At 62.2% G+C, this 19,558-nt stretch carries 17 protein-coding genes; 4 read left to right on the top strand and 13 right to left on the bottom strand.

Annotated elements, in window-relative coordinates:
• The first annotated feature begins 53 nt into the window (after positions 1-53).
• Complete coding sequence (locus HFO71_RS07305) at positions 54-446, top strand: PRC-barrel domain-containing protein (protein WP_017958814.1); 393 nt, start codon at positions 54-56, stop codon at positions 444-446.
• Between the two features lie 264 nt (positions 447-710).
• Here HFO71_RS07305 and HFO71_RS07310 read toward each other — a convergent pair whose 3' ends face one another.
• The 6 genes from HFO71_RS07310 to osmF form a co-directional block, all read right to left on the bottom strand.
• Positions 711-3,164, bottom strand: a complete 2,454-nt coding sequence (locus tag HFO71_RS07310; RefSeq protein ID WP_170268734.1) for a glycoside hydrolase family 2 protein — start codon at positions 3,162-3,164, stop codon at positions 711-713.
• A gap of 81 nt (positions 3,165-3,245) precedes the next feature.
• Positions 3,246-3,641: a VOC family protein gene (locus HFO71_RS07315; protein WP_168258760.1), complete on the bottom strand. Its 396-nt coding sequence runs from the start codon at positions 3,639-3,641 to the stop codon at positions 3,246-3,248.
• 47 nt (positions 3,642-3,688) lie between these two features.
• A complete protein-coding gene (locus tag HFO71_RS07320) occupies positions 3,689-4,438 on the bottom strand; it encodes an ABC transporter permease (RefSeq protein ID WP_170268735.1) in 750 nt (249 codons plus the stop codon).
• Entirely contained in the window at positions 4,435-5,379 is a 945-nt protein-coding gene (locus HFO71_RS07325; RefSeq protein WP_221987751.1) for an ABC transporter ATP-binding protein, read from the bottom strand. The genes HFO71_RS07320 and HFO71_RS07325 overlap by 4 nt, the downstream gene beginning before the upstream one ends.
• Complete coding sequence (locus HFO71_RS07330) at positions 5,376-6,542, bottom strand: ABC transporter permease (protein ID WP_221987752.1); 1,167 nt, start codon at positions 6,540-6,542, stop codon at positions 5,376-5,378. The genes HFO71_RS07325 and HFO71_RS07330 overlap by 4 nt, the downstream gene beginning before the upstream one ends.
• A gap of 91 nt (positions 6,543-6,633) precedes the next feature.
• Positions 6,634-7,542: a glycine betaine ABC transporter substrate-binding protein OsmF gene (osmF, locus tag HFO71_RS07335; protein WP_077977455.1), complete on the bottom strand. Its 909-nt coding sequence runs from the start codon at positions 7,540-7,542 to the stop codon at positions 6,634-6,636.
• 521 nt (positions 7,543-8,063) lie between these two features.
• Here osmF and HFO71_RS07340 point away from each other — a divergent pair.
• Both HFO71_RS07340 and HFO71_RS07345 read left to right on the top strand, forming a co-directional pair.
• Positions 8,064-9,284, top strand: coding sequence for a LysR family transcriptional regulator (locus tag HFO71_RS07340; protein WP_168286242.1), 1,221 nt, complete (start codon positions 8,064-8,066; stop codon positions 9,282-9,284).
• 28 nt (positions 9,285-9,312) lie between these two features.
• Positions 9,313-10,041: a copper homeostasis protein CutC gene (locus HFO71_RS07345; RefSeq protein ID WP_168256982.1), complete on the top strand. Its 729-nt coding sequence runs from the start codon at positions 9,313-9,315 to the stop codon at positions 10,039-10,041.
• Positions 10,042-10,172: 131 nt separating this feature from the next.
• Here HFO71_RS07345 and HFO71_RS07350 read toward each other — a convergent pair whose 3' ends face one another.
• The 7 genes from HFO71_RS07350 to HFO71_RS07380 form a co-directional block, all read right to left on the bottom strand.
• Complete coding sequence (locus tag HFO71_RS07350) at positions 10,173-11,192, bottom strand: zinc-binding alcohol dehydrogenase family protein (RefSeq protein WP_221987753.1); 1,020 nt, start codon at positions 11,190-11,192, stop codon at positions 10,173-10,175.
• Positions 11,193-11,255: 63 nt separating this feature from the next.
• Entirely contained in the window at positions 11,256-12,230 is a 975-nt protein-coding gene (locus HFO71_RS07355; RefSeq protein ID WP_025393012.1) for an ABC transporter permease, read from the bottom strand.
• A gap of 27 nt (positions 12,231-12,257) precedes the next feature.
• A complete protein-coding gene (locus tag HFO71_RS07360; protein ID WP_131639833.1) occupies positions 12,258-13,811 on the bottom strand; it encodes a sugar ABC transporter ATP-binding protein in 1,554 nt (517 codons plus the stop codon).
• A gap of 108 nt (positions 13,812-13,919) precedes the next feature.
• Complete coding sequence (locus HFO71_RS07365; protein ID WP_131639832.1) at positions 13,920-14,909, bottom strand: ABC transporter substrate-binding protein; 990 nt, start codon at positions 14,907-14,909, stop codon at positions 13,920-13,922.
• A 208-nt stretch (positions 14,910-15,117) separates the two neighbouring features.
• Positions 15,118-15,564: an RbsD/FucU family protein gene (locus tag HFO71_RS07370; protein WP_025393015.1), complete on the bottom strand. Its 447-nt coding sequence runs from the start codon at positions 15,562-15,564 to the stop codon at positions 15,118-15,120.
• Between the two features lie 9 nt (positions 15,565-15,573).
• Complete coding sequence (locus HFO71_RS07375; RefSeq protein WP_025393016.1) at positions 15,574-16,593, bottom strand: aldo/keto reductase; 1,020 nt, start codon at positions 16,591-16,593, stop codon at positions 15,574-15,576.
• 96 nt (positions 16,594-16,689) lie between these two features.
• Positions 16,690-18,192, bottom strand: coding sequence for a UxaA family hydrolase (locus tag HFO71_RS07380; protein ID WP_221987754.1), 1,503 nt, complete (start codon positions 18,190-18,192; stop codon positions 16,690-16,692).
• A 228-nt stretch (positions 18,193-18,420) separates the two neighbouring features.
• On the opposite strand from HFO71_RS07380, the gene HFO71_RS07385 reads away from it, so the two are divergent.
• Positions 18,421-19,320 carry a GntR family transcriptional regulator gene (locus tag HFO71_RS07385; protein WP_221951506.1) on the top strand — a complete coding sequence of 300 codons (900 nt, stop codon included), beginning with the start codon at positions 18,421-18,423 and terminating at the stop codon, positions 19,318-19,320.
• Positions 19,321-19,558 lie beyond the last annotated feature (238 nt).

The raw sequence follows: 19,558 nt of genomic DNA on the forward strand, positions 1-19,558 counted from the left end.
GACGTTGATCTTGCATACCCATCATGAGGAAAACACCAAAAGGAGGTGCACAAATGTTGAACGAGGATACTGACGCCACCCGCCGTGACCCCAATGTCAAGGACACGCATTCGCTGATCGCCAGCGACCGCGTCGAGGGCACCCGCGTCTATGGTCCGGATGGCAGGCATATCGGCTCGATCGAACGCCTGATCATCGGAAAGCGCGACGGCCGCGTCGCCTATGCCGTGCTGAGCTTCGGCGGCTTCCTGGGCATCGGTCACGATCACTATCCGCTTCCCTGGGAAAAGCTGAACTACGACACCCAGCTGGACGGCTATCGCATCGACTTGACCAAGGAGCAGATCGAAGGCGCTCCGAGCTATTCGGACGATGACGACACCTGGTACAACGACAATGGCCGCCGGGTCTATGATTACTACGGCGTGCCGCCCTACTGGATGTAACGTCGTCCGATAGGCCGAGCTGGAAGGGCCCCGCGGATGCGGGGCCTTTTTGGTGTTTGGCGATGAGCTTCGCTCTTACCCGAGGTCATTGAGCACTCGATCCGGCAGATGCTTGCTCACCCTCATTCCTGTGCTTGTCACAGGAATCCAGTGCGTCCAAGTCCTTGGGCGCGGAAGACTTTTCGCTTGAGGTATCGGGTCAATTCACCGCGCGGACGCGCGGTGGCTGGATTCCTGTGACGAGCACAGGGATGCGAGACCTCTTTAGTCCCCTGCGACGAGATCGTTGGCCGAGCGCAGCACGGCGCCGACGGTGATGTCACCTGCTTCAATCGTCCTTGCCGTCCTGACCGCAAACACATGGCTCTCGCCTGGCAGCAGGGTCACCAGCATCGTGTCGACAACGGCATCCGGATCCAGTCGATCCGCCATCAGGCAGAGATCCTTGAGGAAGTTTTGCGCCGTCACCTTGACCGCATACCCGCCATCGATCCCGACGACATCGACCGTCAGCCGCGGTACCGGCAGGGTAAGCTCGATATCCTCGACGAAATAATGGAAGGCCCGCCGGTCCAGCATCTGCACGACGATGAGTTCGTCCTTCGGTAAGCCGGGGGTGACGATATCCTCGGGCAACGGAAACTCCTTTGCCTCGAAACGGTCGCACAGCAGCCGCCAGAATTCGAATTCGGCAAGCACGGTGCCGTCGAGCTTCATGCGTTTGCCGCTGATCTTCGCCCGCCAGAACAGCGTTCGTTCATTGACCGCAACCGCCGCAAGTCCGCCGCCGCGCGGCTGGATCGTCAGCAGGCGCGGATCATAGGCGGCCTTCAGCGCATACCAGAGCGGCTTGCGGCGCCCGGCCGAATCGAGTGCCGCCCACGAGGTCACCGGCCAGCAATCGTTGAACTGCCAGACCACCGCACCCTTGCAGATATTGCGATGCGAGCGCATGTGCTCGACGCCGAAGCGGATGGCGCGCGCCTGATTGAGCTGGGTGGCGAAGTGCCAGTCGTCCATTGTCCTTGGCTCCGGCAGATGGCCGGACAGGCCGCGGATCAGCTTGTCATTGCCATCAGTTGCCTTCTGATGGTGGAAGACGCCGTTCGATTGCGGCGTCAGCGGCGCGTCGTGCACGCTTTCTTCGATCGTCGCCCAGGCGGCCGGCGCCTGCCAGCCGAATTCGGAGCAGAAGCGCGGGATATAGTTGCGATAGACCTCGTAGCCGACATCGTTCCAGACGTCCCAGATATGTTTGCAGCCATGTGCGTCGGCATTGGGTTCGATCTCCATCGAGCCGGAATAGGGACTGCCGGGATAGTAGGGCCGGTCCGGATCCAGTTCGGCGCAGAGTTTCGGCAGCAGGTCGAGATAGTAGCCGAGCCCCCAGCTTTCGCCTGCCTTGATGATCGGCCGCCAGCCCCATTCGTCGAAGCCCCAGATGTTTTCGTTATTGCCGTTCCAGAGGACGAGCGAGGCATGCGACATCAGCCGCACGACATTGTCGCGCACCTCCGCCTCGACCTCGCTTCTGAGCGGCTCCTCCTCGGGATAGGCGGCGCAGGCAAAGAGGAAATCCTGCCAGACCAGCATGCCGGCGCGGTCGCAGGCCTCATAGAACTCGTCTGCCTCGAAGATGCCGCCGCCCCAGACGCGCAGCATGTGAATATTGGCGCTTTTTGCCTCCTCGATCCGCGCGGCATAATGCTCGGCCGTCACCCGCGATGGAAAACAATCGTCCGGAATCCAGTTCGCCCCGCAGATGAAGAGCGGCACGTCGTTGATGACGAAGGTAAAGGCCGAGCCGTGTTCGTCGGCTGCGGTATCGAGCCGCAGCGAGCGGAAACCCAGCTCCCTTTCAAAGCCATCGAGCAGATCGTCGCTGAAATCGTCGATCAGCCTGACGGTCATCGGGTAGAGCGGCTGCGCGCCGAGATGGTGCGGCCACCAGAGCTGCGGCGAGGGGAGGGTAAGCTCGAAGGAAACCGCGTCTTCGTCAGGCCCAATCGCCACCGTCGTGGTCACGCCGCCGATTTCGGCAACGAGCCTCAACGGCGTCTTGTCGCCCTGCCGCGCCAGCCGGGCATGGACCTTCACCAGGCCGTCGCCGCCGGCACGTGTTGCCGATACCCGTGTTTCGGCAAGCCGCGACCGATCCCAGCTTTCCAGCCGTACCGGCTTCCAGAGGCCTGCCGTCACCAGCGTCGGCCCCCAGTCCCAGCCGAAATTGCAGGCCATCTTGCGCATCAGATTGCCCGGTCCCGGATAGTTGTTGGGACGGTAGCCGTAATGTTTCTCCATCTCCGCGCCATAGGCGTAGGCGGAGCGGAAGGTGACAGAAAGTTCGTTGGCGCCGGCCTTCAGCAGTGCCGAAACATCGAAACGATAGGTGCGGTGCATGTTGAAGGTACGGCCGATCTCTTCGCCGTTGAGTGATATCACCGCGACCGTATCGAGCCCGTCGAAGACCAATTCCTGCACCCGGCCATCGCCAGACATCGCCTCGAAGCTGCAGCGATAGCTCCAGTCGGTCTTGCCGATCCAGTCATTGGTGATTTCGTTGACGTCGATATAGGGATCGGGGATCAGCCGGTTGGCGAGAAGGTCGAGATGCACGCAGCCCGGCACCGTCGCGGGTATTGCAGCCGGCAGGCCGGGCCTGCCTGTATCGTTACAGGAGAGCGTCCAGCCGGAATTGAGCGCAGTCTTTTCGATCATGGCGGGCTCCTCATGCATGCCGCTTGAAGCTGTGGGATTATCTGTGGCTTGGAATGTATCGGTGGTTCGGCGTCGGATGCCTCAGAGAAACCGGCCGTGGCGCTGCAGCACCTCGATCTTGTAGCCATCGGGGTCGCTGATGAAGAAGAACAGGCCGAAGAGCTTGCCGTCGCGGTTGAGCTCCACCAGTTCACCGGGCTTGAGCCCGAGCTTTGACAGCCGCTCGCGCTCGACCGCCACCTCTTCGACGGAGACGGCGAGATGGCCATAGGCATTGCCCTGATCGTAGGGCGCGGTCCGGCCCTTGTTGACGGTCAGTTCCAGCTCGAAGCCGGTCTCGGCATTGCTCATGTAAATCAGCGTGAAGGTTTCGAAATCGACGCGGTCGGCGACCGAAAGGCCGAATGCCCTCTCGTAGAATTCGACGGAGCGCGCCTCATCGAGAACGCGGATCATGGAGTGGATCATCTTCGCCAAGTCTGCCTCCCAGTGCGCCGATCACTGCGATCTTGGTACCCGTCCTCCTACGCCGGGCGCAAGCCGATTCTTCGGGTGATCGCCGCTTCGACCAAGCCCATGGCATCATAGATCAGCACCGCCATCAGGCCGACGATCAGGCCGCCCTGCAGGATGAAGGCGGTGTTGTCGGAAATCAGCCCGGCAATGATGACCTCGCCGAGGCCCTTTGCCGCAACCGTCGAGCCTATCGTCGCCGTGCCGATATTGATCACGGTCGCAACCTTCAGCCCTTCGAGGATCAGCGGCAAGGCAAGCGGCAGCTCGACCCGCAGCAGCCGCTGCGTGCCGTTCATGCCCATTCCGTCGGCGGCATCGAGAACCTGCGGCGAAACCTGCTTCAGCCCGGCGACGGTGTTTTCGAAGATCGGCAGCAGGCCGTAGAGAAAGAGCGCGATCAGCGTCGGCATGGCGCCGAAGCCGGTGGCGGGAACGGCGAGCGCTAGCACCGCGACCGGCGGAAAGGTCTGCCCGGCATTGGCGATGGCGCGCGACAGCGGCAGAAAATCAGCCCCGCTTTCCCGCGTCACGAAGATGCCGCCGATAACGGCAAGCACGGCGCTGCAGACGATCGAGCCGATCACCAACTGCAGATGGCCGGCGGCCAGCGAGGCCAGGCTGTTCTGCGTATAAACGGCAGGCGCATTGTTGCTGGTCAGCGGCACCAGCATGAAGGAAAGCCACTCCGTCCTGAACAGCAGGATGAGCAGCAAAACCAGCGCCGCCAGGCGGAAGAGATTGGCGACGACGAGCTTCATGCCTTGCGGCCCAGTTCGAGGAGCCGCGTCATCGATATCGATCCCACCGGCGCCTTTTGCGCATCCTGCACCGCCGCCTCGTCGACCCCCTGCCAGATCATTTCGGCCAGCGCGTCGCGCAGACTGAGCGATTGCGGCAGGGCATAGGCGAGACCGCTCTTGGCCGGCTCCATGCTTTCCTTCAGCGGCAGCAGCGACATCAGCTTCAGCGCCCGGTCGGAGGTGCCGGTCAATTGCTGCACGAAGGGATCGGCAGGTTCGGTGAGGATCTTTTCCGGCGTCGAGCATTGCAGCAATCTGCCCTCGCTCATCACCGCGATCTGGTTGCCGAGATGGAAGGCCTCATCCATGTCATGGGTGACGAGAATAACCGTCGTGCCGAACTGCTTCTGGATCGCCAACAGATCGTCCTGCGCCTTGCCGCGGATGACGGGATCGAGCGCGCCGAAAGGCTCGTCCATCAAAAGCAGCTCCGGCTCGGCCGCCAGCGCCCGGGCGACGCCGACGCGCTGCTGCTGGCCGCCGGAGAGCTGGTGCGGATATTTGTCGGCAAATGTTGCCGGATCGAGGTTGAAAAGCCCGAGCAGTTCCTCGACACGCTTGGCGATGCGGGCGGAATCCCAATCGAGAAGCTGTGGGACGGTGGCGATATTCTGCGCTACGGTCCGGTGCGGAAAGAGGCCGTGTCCCTGGATGGCATAGCCGATCTTGCGGCGAAGCTCGGTTACCTCAACGTCCATCACATTATGCCCGCCGACTGAGATTTCGCCCTCGGTGATCGGCACCAGCCGGTTGATCATCCGCATCAGCGTCGATTTGCCGGAGCCCGACGTGCCGACGATGACGGTGATCTCGCCCTTCTCGACATTCATCGAGACGTCGTCGACGACGGTGGCCGCGCCATAGCGCTTGGTGACGTTCCTGATCTCGATCATGGTCATGCGGCAGATCCCCGGATGCTTTCGATGACCGCATCGAGGGTGACGGCCGATGAGAAGGCGAAGAAGACGGTCGGCACGGCGCCGAGCAGAACGAGGTCCATGGCCGTCTGGCCAAGCCCCTGGAAGATGAAGATGCCGAAGCCGCCGCCGCCGATCAGTGCGGCGATCGTCACCATGCCGATCGCCTGCACCAGCACGATGCGGATACCGGTGAGGATAACGGGAAAGGCGAGCGGCATGTCGATGCGGGTCAGGATCTGCCAGCGTGTCAGCCCCATGCCGGCCGCGGCGTCCCGCACCGAGGGATCGACGCCCTGAAGGCCGACGACGGTGTTGGCGACGATCGGCAGCAGCGAGTAGAGCACCAGCGCAATCAAGGCAGGCGCCGTGCCGATGCCGCGAATGCCGATGGCGGCGGCGAGGGGCATATGGGTGGCGAGATAACCGAGCGGCAGCATCAACAGGCCGAAGAGCGCCAGACTCGGGATCGTTTGGATGAGGCTGAGCCCTTGCAGCACGATAGCCCGCAGCTTCGGCACCCAAAAGCAGAGGATGCCGAGCGGCAGGCCAAGAACAATGGCAATGGCAAGCGAGCCGAACGCCAAGAGCAGATGCGAGATCGCTTCGGTTTCGAACTGCGGTGCCCGTGTCGAAAATTCCTTCATGATCGAAAGGCTGTCGAGCAGGCCGGAGGAGAGCGAGATGAAGAGCAGCGCCGTATAGGCGGCAAGGGCTGCGACCCGCATCCAGGGCGCCAGCCGGATCTTCACCAGCGCATCCGATATGACGAGGCCGATCACGGCAAACAGCACCCAGAAGCCGCCGCCGGGCGTCATGCGCGCCACCGTGCTGCCGGGTGGCGTCGCGGCGGTCGAGACGAGGCCGATCGCAACGATCAGCGCCGCAAGGCAGAGTGTGGCGATGACAAGCCGCGTGACGGCATGACGTAGGAACAGCGTGGCGAAGGCGGTGAGAAGGAGAAGCACGGTCAGGATGATGACGGAAAGCTGGGGAAGAAGCTGCATCAGCAGCATCGGCTTGCCGGCGGCGATACGGTTCGCCTTCACGTAGATGAAGGGCATCAGTGCAGTCGCCGCAATGCCGCCTGCCACCAGAACCACGCCGAGCCGGTCCAGCCTGCGGACCGCTAAGGTTTCTGCCATGAATCCCAATCCTGTCTGGCCAACCCTGTCAGGAAAGCCAATCCTGTCAGGAAAGAAAGCTCCGCCCGTAATCGGGCGGAGCGGGCAATGACTACTTCAGGAAGCCCTTTTCCTTGAGATAGGCTTCGGCGACGGATTTTGCCGGCTCGCCGTCGACCTGGATCTTGGCGTTGAGCTTGCGCAGCTCATCGGCGGTCAGGCTCTTGAAGATCGGCGACAGCACTTCCTCGATCTTCGGATTGGCCTTCAACACCTCTTCGCGGATGATCGGCGTCGGGGCATAGACCTGCTGCACGTTCTTGTCGTCTTCGAGAACGGTGAGTTCGGCCGCTTCGATGGCGCCGTCGGTGCCGTAGACCATGGCGGTGTTGACGCCGTTCGTCTGATCGGCGGCCGCCTTGATCGTTGCCGCCGTGTCGCCGCCGGAAAGAACGACCATCTGGTCGGGCTTCAGCTGGAAGCCGTAGGTCGTCTGGAAGGCGGGAAGCGCGCCGGCCGAATTGACGAATTCGGCGGAGGCGGCAAGCTTGGCGGCACCGCCGCCGGCAACCCATTTGCCGAAGTCGGTGAGGCTCTTCAAGTTGTTCGGGCCGGCGACGTCGCTGCGCACGGCGAGCGCCCAGGTGTTGTTGGCAGGCGACGGTGTCAGCCAGACGATCTTGTTGGCGTCGTAATCGAGCTTCTTCGCCAGCTCATAGCCCTGGTCGATGTTCTTCCAGGCGGCGTCATCGGCCTTGTTGAAGAAGAAGCCGGCATTGCCGGTATATTCGGGATAGATATCGATTTCGCCGGCGGTGATCGCCTTGCGCACGACCGGTGTCGCGCCAAGCGCGATGCGGTCCTGCGTCTTGATGCCGTTCGCTTCGAGAGCGAGCGCGATGACGTTGCCGAGCAGCGTGCCTTCCGTGTCGATCTTCGACGAAACGACGACGTCGGCGGCGTGGGCCGCACCCGCTGCGAAGGCGGAGAGCGAAACGGCAAGTGCGAGTTTCTTCAGCATGGAAAGTCCCCTTTTTCAAAAACCGTTGACCTACAGCGCTGCACGTCTTTCGGACGTGCAAGGACGTTGTAGCACTTTGAATTGCTGCACAATTTTATCTTAAATCGATACCGAATTAAGGAATTATGCAGTGGCCCAAGCCCCGGGCGGGAGGCCTGCGCATAGGAAATCCGCCGGCGAAGGCGGTGAAGCCGCCATCATGCCGGAATTGCGTGCGTGATGGAAATAGCGTGCATGCTCGAAAAATCGATGCAAGCCCCCTCCAGTATTTGCGGTCGCGGCACGATTATGGCGGCGAATGCACCTCCGCGCGCGGAAACGCATTCCCTTTTCCAAGGCCGGCGCGATTTGTTTTTGTCCCCTTGCGTGTTTCCACGATATTCCCCGGCTCTGTTGCGGATTCCCGCCGGCCGGATTTTTCTATGATCGAACGATAGCCCGCCTCTCCGGAAGCAGGGATATCTTTTTTCCTGAACACATCATATCGTCCGGTTTTTCCAGCGCTTTCCGGAGGCGGCCGTTTGCATCTTGGTGCCCTGTTCATCGCAAGCCATGTCCTGACCTCCGGTTCGGTCCGCGAGACCGCGCGGCGCTTCCAGCTGTCGCCCTCCACCGTCTCGACGGCAATCCATAATCTCGAGACCGAACTGGCGATGACGCTGACGGAACGCGCCTCCGGCGAGCTGGCGACGCTGATTGCGAGCGGCAGGGTGCTGGAAGGCCTGAAGCCGATCATGGCTGCGATCGCTGAGCTCGGCCAATGGGCCGGTCACGACGGCGCCGCCGCCGAGATTGACGAGGCCTGGGCTTCCCGCATTCCCGTCAAGATCGTCACGATGGAGCGGTTTCTCGAAGTTGCCGACCAGGGCAGCATCAACCGGGCCGCCCGTCGCCTTCGCCTCGGACAGCCGCAGCTTTCGCTTCAGCTTGCCAATCTTGAGAAATTTCTTGGCCATCGCCTGTTCGAGCGCCAGGCGCAGGGCTCGGTGCTGACGGAGGAGGGCAGGCGCGCCTACCAGATCTTCATGGCGATCAGCCAGGCGTGGAACGATCTCAAATCATCGGCCGACGAGCGTTATCGGCGCACCGCCCGGTCGCTGCGTATCGGCTCGATCATCCCGACCGGATCGGAAAGCTGGGTGGCGCGCTGCCTGGGATCGCTCGTGTCGGAATGGAATATGCGCCGCAACAACAATGCGATTTCGCTGGTCTCGATGACTGCCGACGATCTGCGCGAGGCGCTGAAGAGCGGCCGCATCGATGTCGCGATCCTGGATTCGGTCTTCGGCCTGGAAAGCTTCCGGCATCGCGAACTGCTGCAGACCGAGATGGTGGTGATTGCTCCGCCTGACAGTACCGGAACTAGCGTTGCCGATCTCGTTGCCGGCCACCCGATCTGCATGCCGAGCCCGCGCACCGGCCTCGGCCATGCGGCCATGGCCCTCAGCTACGAACGCGCCCCCAACCGGCGCCTGCGCGGCCAGGATATCACCGCGGCGGATTCGCTGCCTGTCATCGTCGACCTCGTCGCCAATCACGGCTACGTCTCCTTCCTCGGCCGGGTCAGCGCCATGCCGATTGCCGACAAGGTGCGTATCGTCGATCTCGACGAGCATCTGCCGATGTCCTATCACGTCGCCTTCAACCATCGCAAAGCCGCCGCCGATGCCTGCACAATGATCATCGATGCGGCGGCGAGAATTACATCGGAAGCGGTCGTCAAAACCGCAGCCGTGGCTTAAGCCGCGGCGGAGCTAGGGAGACTGTAGCGTGACGATCTTGCTGGAAGTGTGCGTCGACAGTGCCGAAGGCCTTGCCGCTGCGATCGAGGGTGGCGCCGGGCGCATCGAGCTCTGCTCGGCGCTGGAACTCGGTGGTCTGACGCCGGTGCCGAGCCTGATGCGGATCGCCGCCCGCGCACCCATTCCGGTCTACGCGATGATCCGCCCACATGCCGGTCCGTTCATCTTCGACGGGGCAGATGAGGAGGCGATGATGATCGACATCGATGCCGTGCGGACATCAGGCCTTGCCGGTGTGGTCATCGGCGCCAACCGGCCGGATGGCACGCTCGACATGCCGTTGATCCACCGTTTGAAGGCGCATGCCGCGGGCCTCGGTTCGACGCTGCATCGCGCTTTCGATCTGGTGCCGGATGCCGATCAGGCGCTGGAGCAGGCGGTCGAACTCGGCTGCGAACGCATCCTGACCTCCGGCTGCGCGCTCAAGGCCACCGACGGTCTCGAAACGCTGAAACGCATTTCGGCAAAGGCCGCCGGCCGGATCGCCATCATGCCCGGCAGCGGCATCCGCCCCGCCAACGTCGGCGAGATATTGAAGGCGACCGACGCCCGCGAGATCCACGGTTCCTGTAGCTCGCCCGTCGAAAGCGCCGATCCGCGCGCCGTGGCTTTTGGCTTCGAGGCGAAAAGCACGAACAAGACGGACGTCACGGTCGTCAGGCAGATGCGCAGGGCGATTGAGGCGGCGGCAGGATAACGGGGCGTGAGGACAAGGGAGCCTGCGTTTGTCGATGCCTCGCTGATGACGGAGTGCGGGGAACCTACGCAGCAGGTACCCGCGAACATGACAAAATAGGCGCCTAACGCTGTAGAGCTTTTCCGGCGCTGCTAACCACCAACACTGATCACCGCCTTGATCAGCCCATTCTTCTCATGCGCCCAGCGCGCGAGATCGCGCGGTGTATCGGCAAGCGTCGTGCGATGGGTGATGAGTTTGTCTACCGGCACCAGCCCTGTGGCGATCGAATCCGCCACATGTTCGAAATCGACGCGGGTGGCGTTGCGGCTGCCGATTACCATCATCTCGCGCTTGTGGAATTCCGGATCGGAGAAGCGGATATCGTCCTTGACGACGCTGACCAGCACCAGCGCGCCGCCATGGGCGACGAAGGAAAATGCCTTCTCCATCGAAGGGCCGTAACCCGTCGCGTCGAAGACCACGTCGAAGCCGTCGCCATTGGTCTTGTCGCGAACGGCCTCCGTTGTCGCCTCGTTGGCAATGATGCCGGAGGTGAAGCCGAAACGATCCGATGCCATCTGCAGCCGCTCGGTGCTGGTATCGAGCAGCGTCACCTGATGGCCAGCGATGCGCGAGAAGATCGCTGCCCCGAGCCCGATGGGCCCGGCGCCGATGACGAGCGCCCGTGCTCCCGCACCGGTCATCGAGCGGCGCACCGCATGCGCGCCGATCGCCAGGAACTCGGTCGTTGCCGCCGCTTCGAGACTTAAGCCTTCGGCGGCATAGAGGTTCTCGGCCGGAACCGAAATCTCCTCGCAGAAGGCGCCGTCGGTATGGACGCCGAGCACCTTGATATTGGTGCAGCAATTCGGCTTGCCCTGGCGGCAGGCGATACATTGCCCGCAGGAGAGATAGGGATTGACGATGACGGGCGTGCCGACCGCGATAGTGACGCCGTCGCCGGCTTCCAGCACCGTTGCCGAGATCTCATGCCCCATCACCCGGGGATATTCGAGGAAGGGATGTTTGCCCTCGAAGATGTGGTAGTCGGTGCCGCAGATGCCGACATGGCTGACGGCAAGCCGCACCCAGCCGGCGGCGGGAGCCGCTGGCGAAGGACGCTCGACGATATCGAGCACGCCGGGCTCCCGGCAAAGAACTGCTTTCATGACGGATCTCGCATTCCTTGAATGGAGGAAGCCGGCTTGTTCAGGCCGGCTGCCTCTTGTCGCTCAATTGCTCCGGCGGCGGCGCAGCTGGTCGAAGAACACGATCACGATGATCAGCAGACCGGTGATGATACGCTGCCAGAAGGAGTTGACGTTCAGAAGGTTCGCGCCGTTGTTGATGGTGGCGAGAATGAAGGCGCCGATCAGTGGGCCATGCACCGAGCCGACCGCGCCGAACAGGCTGGTGCCGCCGATGACGGAGGAGGCGATTGCCTGCAGTTCCCAGCCGTCGGCCTGCGTCGCATTGCCGATCGCGATGCGCGAGGCGAGCAGCACGCCGACGAAGGCGGCGAAGGAGGCAGACAGGATATAGGCAAGGTAGATCATACCCTTGACGTTGACGCCGGAAAGGCGTGCCGCCTCGGCATTCGAACCGACCGCGAAGAGATAGCGGCCCCAACGGCTTAGATGCAGGAAGATGAAGGAGGGGACCGCCACCAGGATGACCATCCAGAACAGGCTCGGAATACTGAGCAGATCGGCGCGGGCGAAATTGCTGAAGCCCTCATTGGTGATGTTGATCGTCGAGCCGTTGGTGATCAAGAGGCCGATGCCGCGCAGCGATGTCAGGGTTGCCAGCGTGATGATGAACGGCGGCAGGCCCATGTGCACGATGCCGAAGCCATGGAAGGCGCCGATCGCCACACCCATGAGCAGCGTCAGCGCGATCGCACCCCAGACCGGCACGCCCGCCTGCAGCAGCCAGGCGATGATCACCGTGCAGAAGCCGACGATGGCGCCGACCGAAAGGTCAATGCCGGCGGTGATGATGACGAAGGTCTGGCCGAGCGCCAGGATTGCCGTCATCGCGCCCTGACGCAGCAGGTTGGAGATATTGAGCGGCGTCCAGAAGCTCGGGGTGACAACGCCAAGCACGATCCAGAGGAAGATCAGCAGGCCGATCAGCGTCAGGCCGAACAGAATGTTCATTTTCCGGCGCGGCGGCGGCGCGACGATTTCGGTGGGGGTGACAGTCATGAATTTTCTCCCTCTTATTCTTTTGGCTCAGACGCCGATCGCTTCGCTGAGCACTTCTTCATGCGTCGCCGAGTGATAATTATGGCTCGCGACGATTTTGCCGGCGCGGAAGACGTGCAGCCGGTCGGCCAGTTCGTAGACCTCGGGCAGGTAGGAGGAGATCAGGATGATACCGGCGCCGTCCTTCAGAAGCTTGGCGAACAGCCGGTAGATTTCCGCCTTGGTGCCGACGTCAACTCCGACGGTCGGCTCGTCGAAGATGAAAAGCCGGGCGCCATGGCTCAGCCACTTGCCGATGACGATCTTCTGCTGGTTGCCGCCCGACATGCTGGAGGCCGGAACGCGCCGGCTCGGCGTCTTGATGCTGAGATTGCGGATCTGCTGGTCGGCATTGGCCGATTCGCGCGCGTGATTGATCACCGGCCCGTGGCTCAGCCGCCCGAACACCGGCAGGTTGATGTTGAGGCCGATCGGCAGGTTGAGGCAAAGCCCCTGGTCGCGCCGGCTTTCCGGCGCCAGCGCAATGCCGAGCTCCATGGCGGTGCGTTCGTTGCGGATGTCGACACGCTTGCCCATCCATTCGACATCGCCGGATGTCGTCGGCTGGCGGCCGTAGAGCCCGAGCGCGAATTCGCTGCGCCCCGCGCCGATCAGGCCGTAGAGGCCGACGATCTGTCCCGCCTTGACGCTCAGCGACACATCTTCGAAGCCCGGGCCGGAGAGGCCGTTGACCGTGAGGATCGTCTCGCCGATCGCGATTTCTTCCTTGTGGTAGATCTGTTCAATCGAGCGATTGATCATCAGCGAGATCAGTTCGGCATCGTTGGTCTCGCCGATCAGGCGCGTGCCGACATGCGTTCCGTCGCGCAGCACCGAGACACGGTCGGCAAGCTCGAAGACTTCCTCCATGCGGTGGCTGATATAGACGATGGTGACGCCTTCGCCCTGCAGGCGGCGGATCAGCTTGAAGAGCTGCGCCGATTCCTGGCGCGTCAGATAGGCTGTCGGCTCGTCGAAGATCAGGAATTGCGTGCCGCGCATCGCCGCGCGCGCGGTTGCCACCAGCTGCTGCTGGCCGATGGTCAGCTCGCTTAGCAGTGCACCCGCTGGCAGCCCAAAGCCGAGATCGTCGAGCACGGCCTGCGCCATCTTCTCCATCTGCTTCTTGCGCATCAGGCCATAGCGGTTGACCTCGTCGCCGAGGAAGAGATTGGCGGCGACCGTCAGGTGCCGGCAGAGCACGACTTCCTGGTGGACGGCGTTGATGCCGCGGGCGATCGCCTCGTTCGGCGTCGACAGTCCTACCGATTGGCCGCACCACAGCACTTCGCCGGCGGTGCGGGTGATGACGCCGGTCAGCAATTTGATGAGGGTGGATTTGCCGGCGCCGTTTTCGCCGACGATGGCGTGGATTTCGCCGGCAAGAAAGGTCAGCGTCGCTGGCTTCAGCGCCTGCACATGACCGTAATTCTTCTGCAGGCCCTTGAGTTCGAGGATAGGCGATCCGGCGGGAATTCGATTGGCTTCTTTCAGCGTCGCACTGTCATCATGGCGATGACTGACCTCTTCCAGTCCGATCATGGGACCTCTCCTCCTTGTGTCGCGTCTGCTCTCCATCCCCTGCAAAACATAGCACGGATGGAAAAGGCCGCGCCGGTTTTTGAAGCCGGCGCGGCCTGTCTGTCGTTATTACTTGATCTTCGGGTTCAGCAGCGCGTCGATCTTCGGATCGGCCATATTCGCCTTGGTGACGAGGTTTGCGCCGGTGTCGACGTTCTCTTCGACCTTCTCGCCCTTGGAGACGGCAAGCGCGGTCTTCACGCCGTCATAACCCATGCGGTAGGGGTCCTGAACGACGAGGCCGGCAATCGCGCCATCCTTGAGGAAGCCGACCGTCTTGTCGTCGCTGTCGAAGCCGATGACCTTGATCTTGTCGCCGAGCTTATTTTCGGCGATCGCCTGGCCAACACCCTGCGCCATGATCAGGTTCGAGGCGAAGATGCCGACGAGATTCGGGTTTGCCGTGATCAGGTCGGTCATCATGTTGAGGCCGGTCGTTGCCTGGCCGTCGCCGTACTTGTCGGCAATGACCTTAAGACCCGGATACTTGGTCTTCACCTGATCCAGGAAGCCTTCGCGGCGCTGTTCCAGCGAGCCAACGCCCGGAAGGTTGGTGAGGATGACGACTTCGCCCTCTTCCTTGCCGGTGGCGCCCTTGATAGCGGCGGCCAGACCGTCAGCGGCGATGCGACCGCCCTGAACGTTGTCGGTCGTCAGGAACGACTTGAACGCCTTGGAGTCAGCACCCGAGTCGATGCCGATGATCGGTACCGACTTGGCCGCTTCATCGATCGGCTTGCCGAGCGCCTTGAATTCGGTCGGCGAAATGACGATGGCCGCCGGCTTGCCGGCAACGGCGTTCTCAAGAATGCTGATCTGGCCGTTGACGTCGGATTCGGCCTGTGCGCCGAGTTCCGGCACGTTGACGCCGAGATCCTTGCCGGCCTTGCGGGCGCCGGCCAGAACGATCTGCCAGTAGAAGGACGTCGTGTCCTTGACGATGATCGGGATCGTCACGTCGGCTGCAAACGACGGTGCCGGTATCGCCGTGGCGATAACTGCGGCGCCCGCAAGCGCGGTAAAGGCGCGGCGGGACAGAAGGGATTTCACGAAACTCATAAGGGTTCTCCTCTCAGGGTGCGTTCTCCTCCAAATAAATCGACCGCTGAACGCAGGCGGACGATTTTTATCGATAAAAAACATTTGCCAGGTGAAGCTAGCCGAGGCGCAATCAAATTGCAAGAGCGCCAAACAGGCTTTTTTTATTCGCCAAACTCCCGCCAAGCAACTGATTTTATTCCAATACCACGATACCCTAAAATAGGGATCAGGCCATGTCGACCTCGTGCGGATGGACGACGCCCTTTTTCAAAATCAGGTTGCCGTACAGCCGGAATTCCGTCGTCGCGACGATATAGGTGGCCTTGCGGGCCATCGCGTAAAACGCAAAACGCTCGACCGGCACGATACGGAAATCGCCGGCGTGTTTTGCAACGATCTGCTGGAATTCGGTGCAGACCTCCGGCATCGCATCGGGATCGCCCACCACCTCCATCCGCCATGCCGCTTCCGGCACGAAGGTGTCGAGCGGCATATGGGTCAGGATGGCCTCGGCCATGTCGGTGGCGCTGACGCCGTCGGCGCGAATGACCGGCGGGCCCATCGACCCCGAGGGAAAATTGGCGTCCGATATGACGATGTCGTCGCCATGCCCCATGGTCTTCAGCGCATGGAGCAGGTCGGGGCCAAGCAGCGGATGAATACCCTTGAGCATAATCTCTCCTCAGACTCGGACGGCTTCGGCGCCGAGCGGCGGCGCGACCAGCGTATAGGGTTCGAATTCGGCATAGATCTCGTCGGCAAGCCGCGGCTCGACGATCTCCATATTGCGCGTCAGGCTCGAAGGCTTCGCCGTGCCGATCAGCACCGATGCGACGATCGCCTCGCGCAGCGGAAACTGCAGGGCGGGAGCCGCCAGCGGCACGCCGTGGCGTTTGGCGATCGCCTCCATGGCGCCCACCTTGGCAAGCACGTCGTTATCAGCCGGCATATAGTCGAAATGCGAACCCGGCACCGGGCCGGTGGCGAGAATGCCGGAGTTGAAGACGCCGCCGACGACGAGCGACGTGCCCTTCTGCCGGCAAAGCGGCAGCAGTTCGGCGACGGCCGAGCGGTCGAGCAGCGTGTAGCGGCCGGCCATCAGGATGCAGTCGAGATCGGAATGGCGCATGACGTCAAGGCAGACCGGCACTTCGTTGACGCCGAGGCCGAAGGCGGAGATCGCGCCAGACGACTTGAGTTCCTCCAGCGCCTTAACGCCGGAATCGAGAAACTGCTTCTGGTGGACCGCATTCTTCGCCGCGCCGTGTGTGTAGACGCCGAGGTCGTGCACATAGAGGATATCGATGCGGTTGAGGCCGAGCCGCGCATAGCTGAATTCGACCGAGCGCATGATTCCGTCATAGGAATAGTCGTAATCGGCATCGAAGGAGAGCGGATCGACATAGCTGTAATCAGGCACGGTGCCGGTCGGCACCGGTCGAAGCAGCCGGCCGACCTTGGTGGACAGCACGTAAGAGCCGTCCGGTTGGTCGCGCAGGAAATCACCGACCCGCCGTTCGGCAAGGCCGAGCCCGTACCAGGGCGCCACGTCGAAATAGCGGATGCCGCTGTCCCAGGCCGCCTGCAGCGTGTCCATTGCCTGCTCGCGCGGGCAGGCGCGATAGAGACCGCCGAGAGCGGCTGCGCCGAAACTGATTTCGGTCACCTCCAGCTTGGTCTTGCCGATCCGTCTCGTCTTCATCATTCCTCCTTACGAAGAAGCTGAAACTATCTATCTGGAGCAATCCCAGGAAAAGTGTGAAGCGGTTTTCCGTCCGGGATCGCGTAAAAAGAAAGGCTACAGCGTCGCACCGAGATGCCAGGGCACGAATTCATTGTCGCCGTAGCCGAAGAGCTCGCTCTTGGTCTTCTTGCCCGAGGCGGTATCGACGATGAGGTCGAAGATCTCGCGGCCCTTGCCGCTGATCGTCGCGTCGCCGGTGGCGATCGTGCCGCAATCGATGTCCATATCCTCTTCCATCGAAGCATAGAGCGCCGAATTGCTGGAAAGCTTCAGCGACGGCGCCGGCCGACAGCCGAAGCAACTGCCGCGGCCTGTGGTAAAGGCGATCATGTTTGCCCCACCGGCCACCTGGCCGGTCGCCGAGACCGGGTCGTAGCCGGGTGTGTCCATGAAGACGAGACCGGGGGCCGTGACCCGCTCAGCATAACCATAGACCGCCGTCAGCGGCGAACGCCCGCCTTTGGCAACCGCGCCGAGCGACTTTTCGAGGATGGTTGTGAGACCACCGCGCTTGTTGCCGGGCGACGGGTTGTTGTCGAGCGAGGCGCCATGCAGAGCGACGTAATCCTCCCACCACGCAATCTTGTCGTCGAGCTTCTTTGCCACCTCGTCGCTGACGGCGCGGCTGCGCAGCAGATGTTCGGCACCGTAGATTTCCGAAGTTTCCGACAGGATCGCCGTGCCGCCGGCTGCGGCCAGCAGGTCGGCCGCCACACCCAGCGCCGGATTGGCGGTGATGCCGGAAAAGCCGTCCGAGCCGCCGCATTGCAGACCGATGATGATCTCCCCGATCGACATCGGCACGCGCTTTTCTTTGCCGACATCGGCGGCGATCTCGCGCAGCATGCCCATGGCGCGTACCACCGCGCGGCGTGAACCGCCGGCATCCTGGATGTTGAAATGCCGCTTCGAGGCGCCGGCACCACTCTGCCCGTACAGCGTCAGCTGGTTGACCTCGCAGCCGAGGCCGATCATCAGCACGCCGCCGAAATTCACATGCCTTGTGTAGCCGGCGAGCGTCCGGTGCAGCACGTTCATGCCGTCGCCGGTCGAGCTCATGCCGCAGCCCTGATCGTGCACGATCGGCACGAAACCGTCGATGCCTTCATAATGCGGCAGGATCGTCCGGTTCGCCTCGTCGGCGATTGCCCGGCAGACCGTGGTGGAACAGTTCACGCTGGCAATGATGCCGATATAGTTGCGAGTTGCCGCCCGCCCGTCGGCGCGGCGATAGCCCATGAAGGTGCGCCCGACGTCGTCGACTGTGGCCGCTTCCGGCGCCGAATTGGCGGTGGCGGCGAGGCGGTCGTTTTCGAAATGCAGGTTGTGGCTGTGCACATGGTCGCCGGCCTTGACCTCGGCCGTGGTGCGGCCGATCGCCTGTCCGTATTTCACCACGGGTGACCCGAACGGAATATCCGCTATCGCCACCTTGTGGCCGGGGTCGATCTTCTCGCGGGTCTGAATGCCGGCAACCGTCGAACCCGGCGCGATTGCCGCCGTTGCGACCGCGACATTGTCGCCGGCCGAAAGGATGATCCAAGGCAGTTTGTCCAAGTCTCTATCTCCCTGGGAAAGGCTCGCTGCATCGGCGAAAGCGCATTGATTTTGTTTTTTATCTACAATAAACATTTTCAAGTCAACGGGAATATTGATCCTGTGGACGAGGGAGGCAATGAGCCGCAGGCGACCGGAAATAAGCTAAAGGTCGTTTGAACAAGCCCCGGTCTGTTCTGTCCTGCTTTGAAGCGGGGCGGTGGATACGAGGGCGGAAAGCGGGGTCTGGTGGCAAGGCAGAATACGGTCTTCAAGGAAGCCTATAACAGGTATGCCGTAGCCCTGCGCACGGATACCGCGCTGCCTTCGGAACCGGAGATCGCCGCCCAGCTCGGCGTCAGCCGTTCGACGGCGCGCGCCATCCTGACGCGGCTCAACGAAGAGGGCATCATCCGCTGGAACAAGCGCCAGAAGATCGTGCTGCGCCAACCCACAGACCACGACCTCTTTCCCTCCGAAGAAACCGACTCCCTGCATGATATCATCGAGCGCAGCTTCATGCAGCGCATCCTTGCCGATGATGCAGCACCCGGCATGCAGATCAACGAATTGGAGCTTGCCCGCGAGATCGGCACCGGCACCACCAGCGTCCGCGAATTCCTGATCCGCTTCTCCCGCTTCGGCCTCATCGAGAAACGCCCGAACAGCCACTGGACGCTCAAAGGCTTCACCCGCGAATTCGCGCTTGAGTTGGCCGATGTGCGCGAAATGTTCGAACTGCATTCCGCCGCCGAATTCGGCCGGCTTCCCAGGGATAATCAGAGTTGGGCCGATCTTGCCGCTATGCGCGACGAACATCACGCCATGCTTGCCGACATCAACCAGCGCTTCAAAGATTTCTCCGTCCTCGACGAGCGCTTCCACTTGCTGATCCATCGCGCCTCGAAGAACCGCTTCATCGCCGATTTCTACGACGCCATCGCCATCGTCTTCCACTATCACTACCAGTGGAACAAGACCGCCGCCCGCCAGCGCAACGAGCGCGCCATCCACGAACATCTGGATTATATCGCAGCCTTGGAATCCGGCGACCAGGCGGCGATCGAAACCGCCTGCCGAGCGCATCTGCACTCCGCCCGCCAGACCCTGCTGCAATCCCTGCCGCAGGTCGCGACGGAGAGCGCGTGAGGAGCGTAAGCGGAGGGGCGACATCAACGACGATTAGCCCATCCCGATGCAGCGTCGCTGCAAATGTCCGGTGGCATTTTTCGTTTTTCCGTCCGCTGTTGCCGCGTTACGGCCGACCTTGCCCGAACTCAACCAGAATGAGACACGATTGCCCTTGTTGCGTCCACCCGGCACCTTTCGGCCCGAAGGCAAGATTTATAAATCCGTCTCGATATGTCGGCAAAACCTCTGGGCTGAT

This window comes from Rhizobium laguerreae (assembly GCF_019778565.1).
Classification (GTDB): domain Bacteria; phylum Pseudomonadota; class Alphaproteobacteria; order Rhizobiales; family Rhizobiaceae; genus Rhizobium; species Rhizobium laguerreae.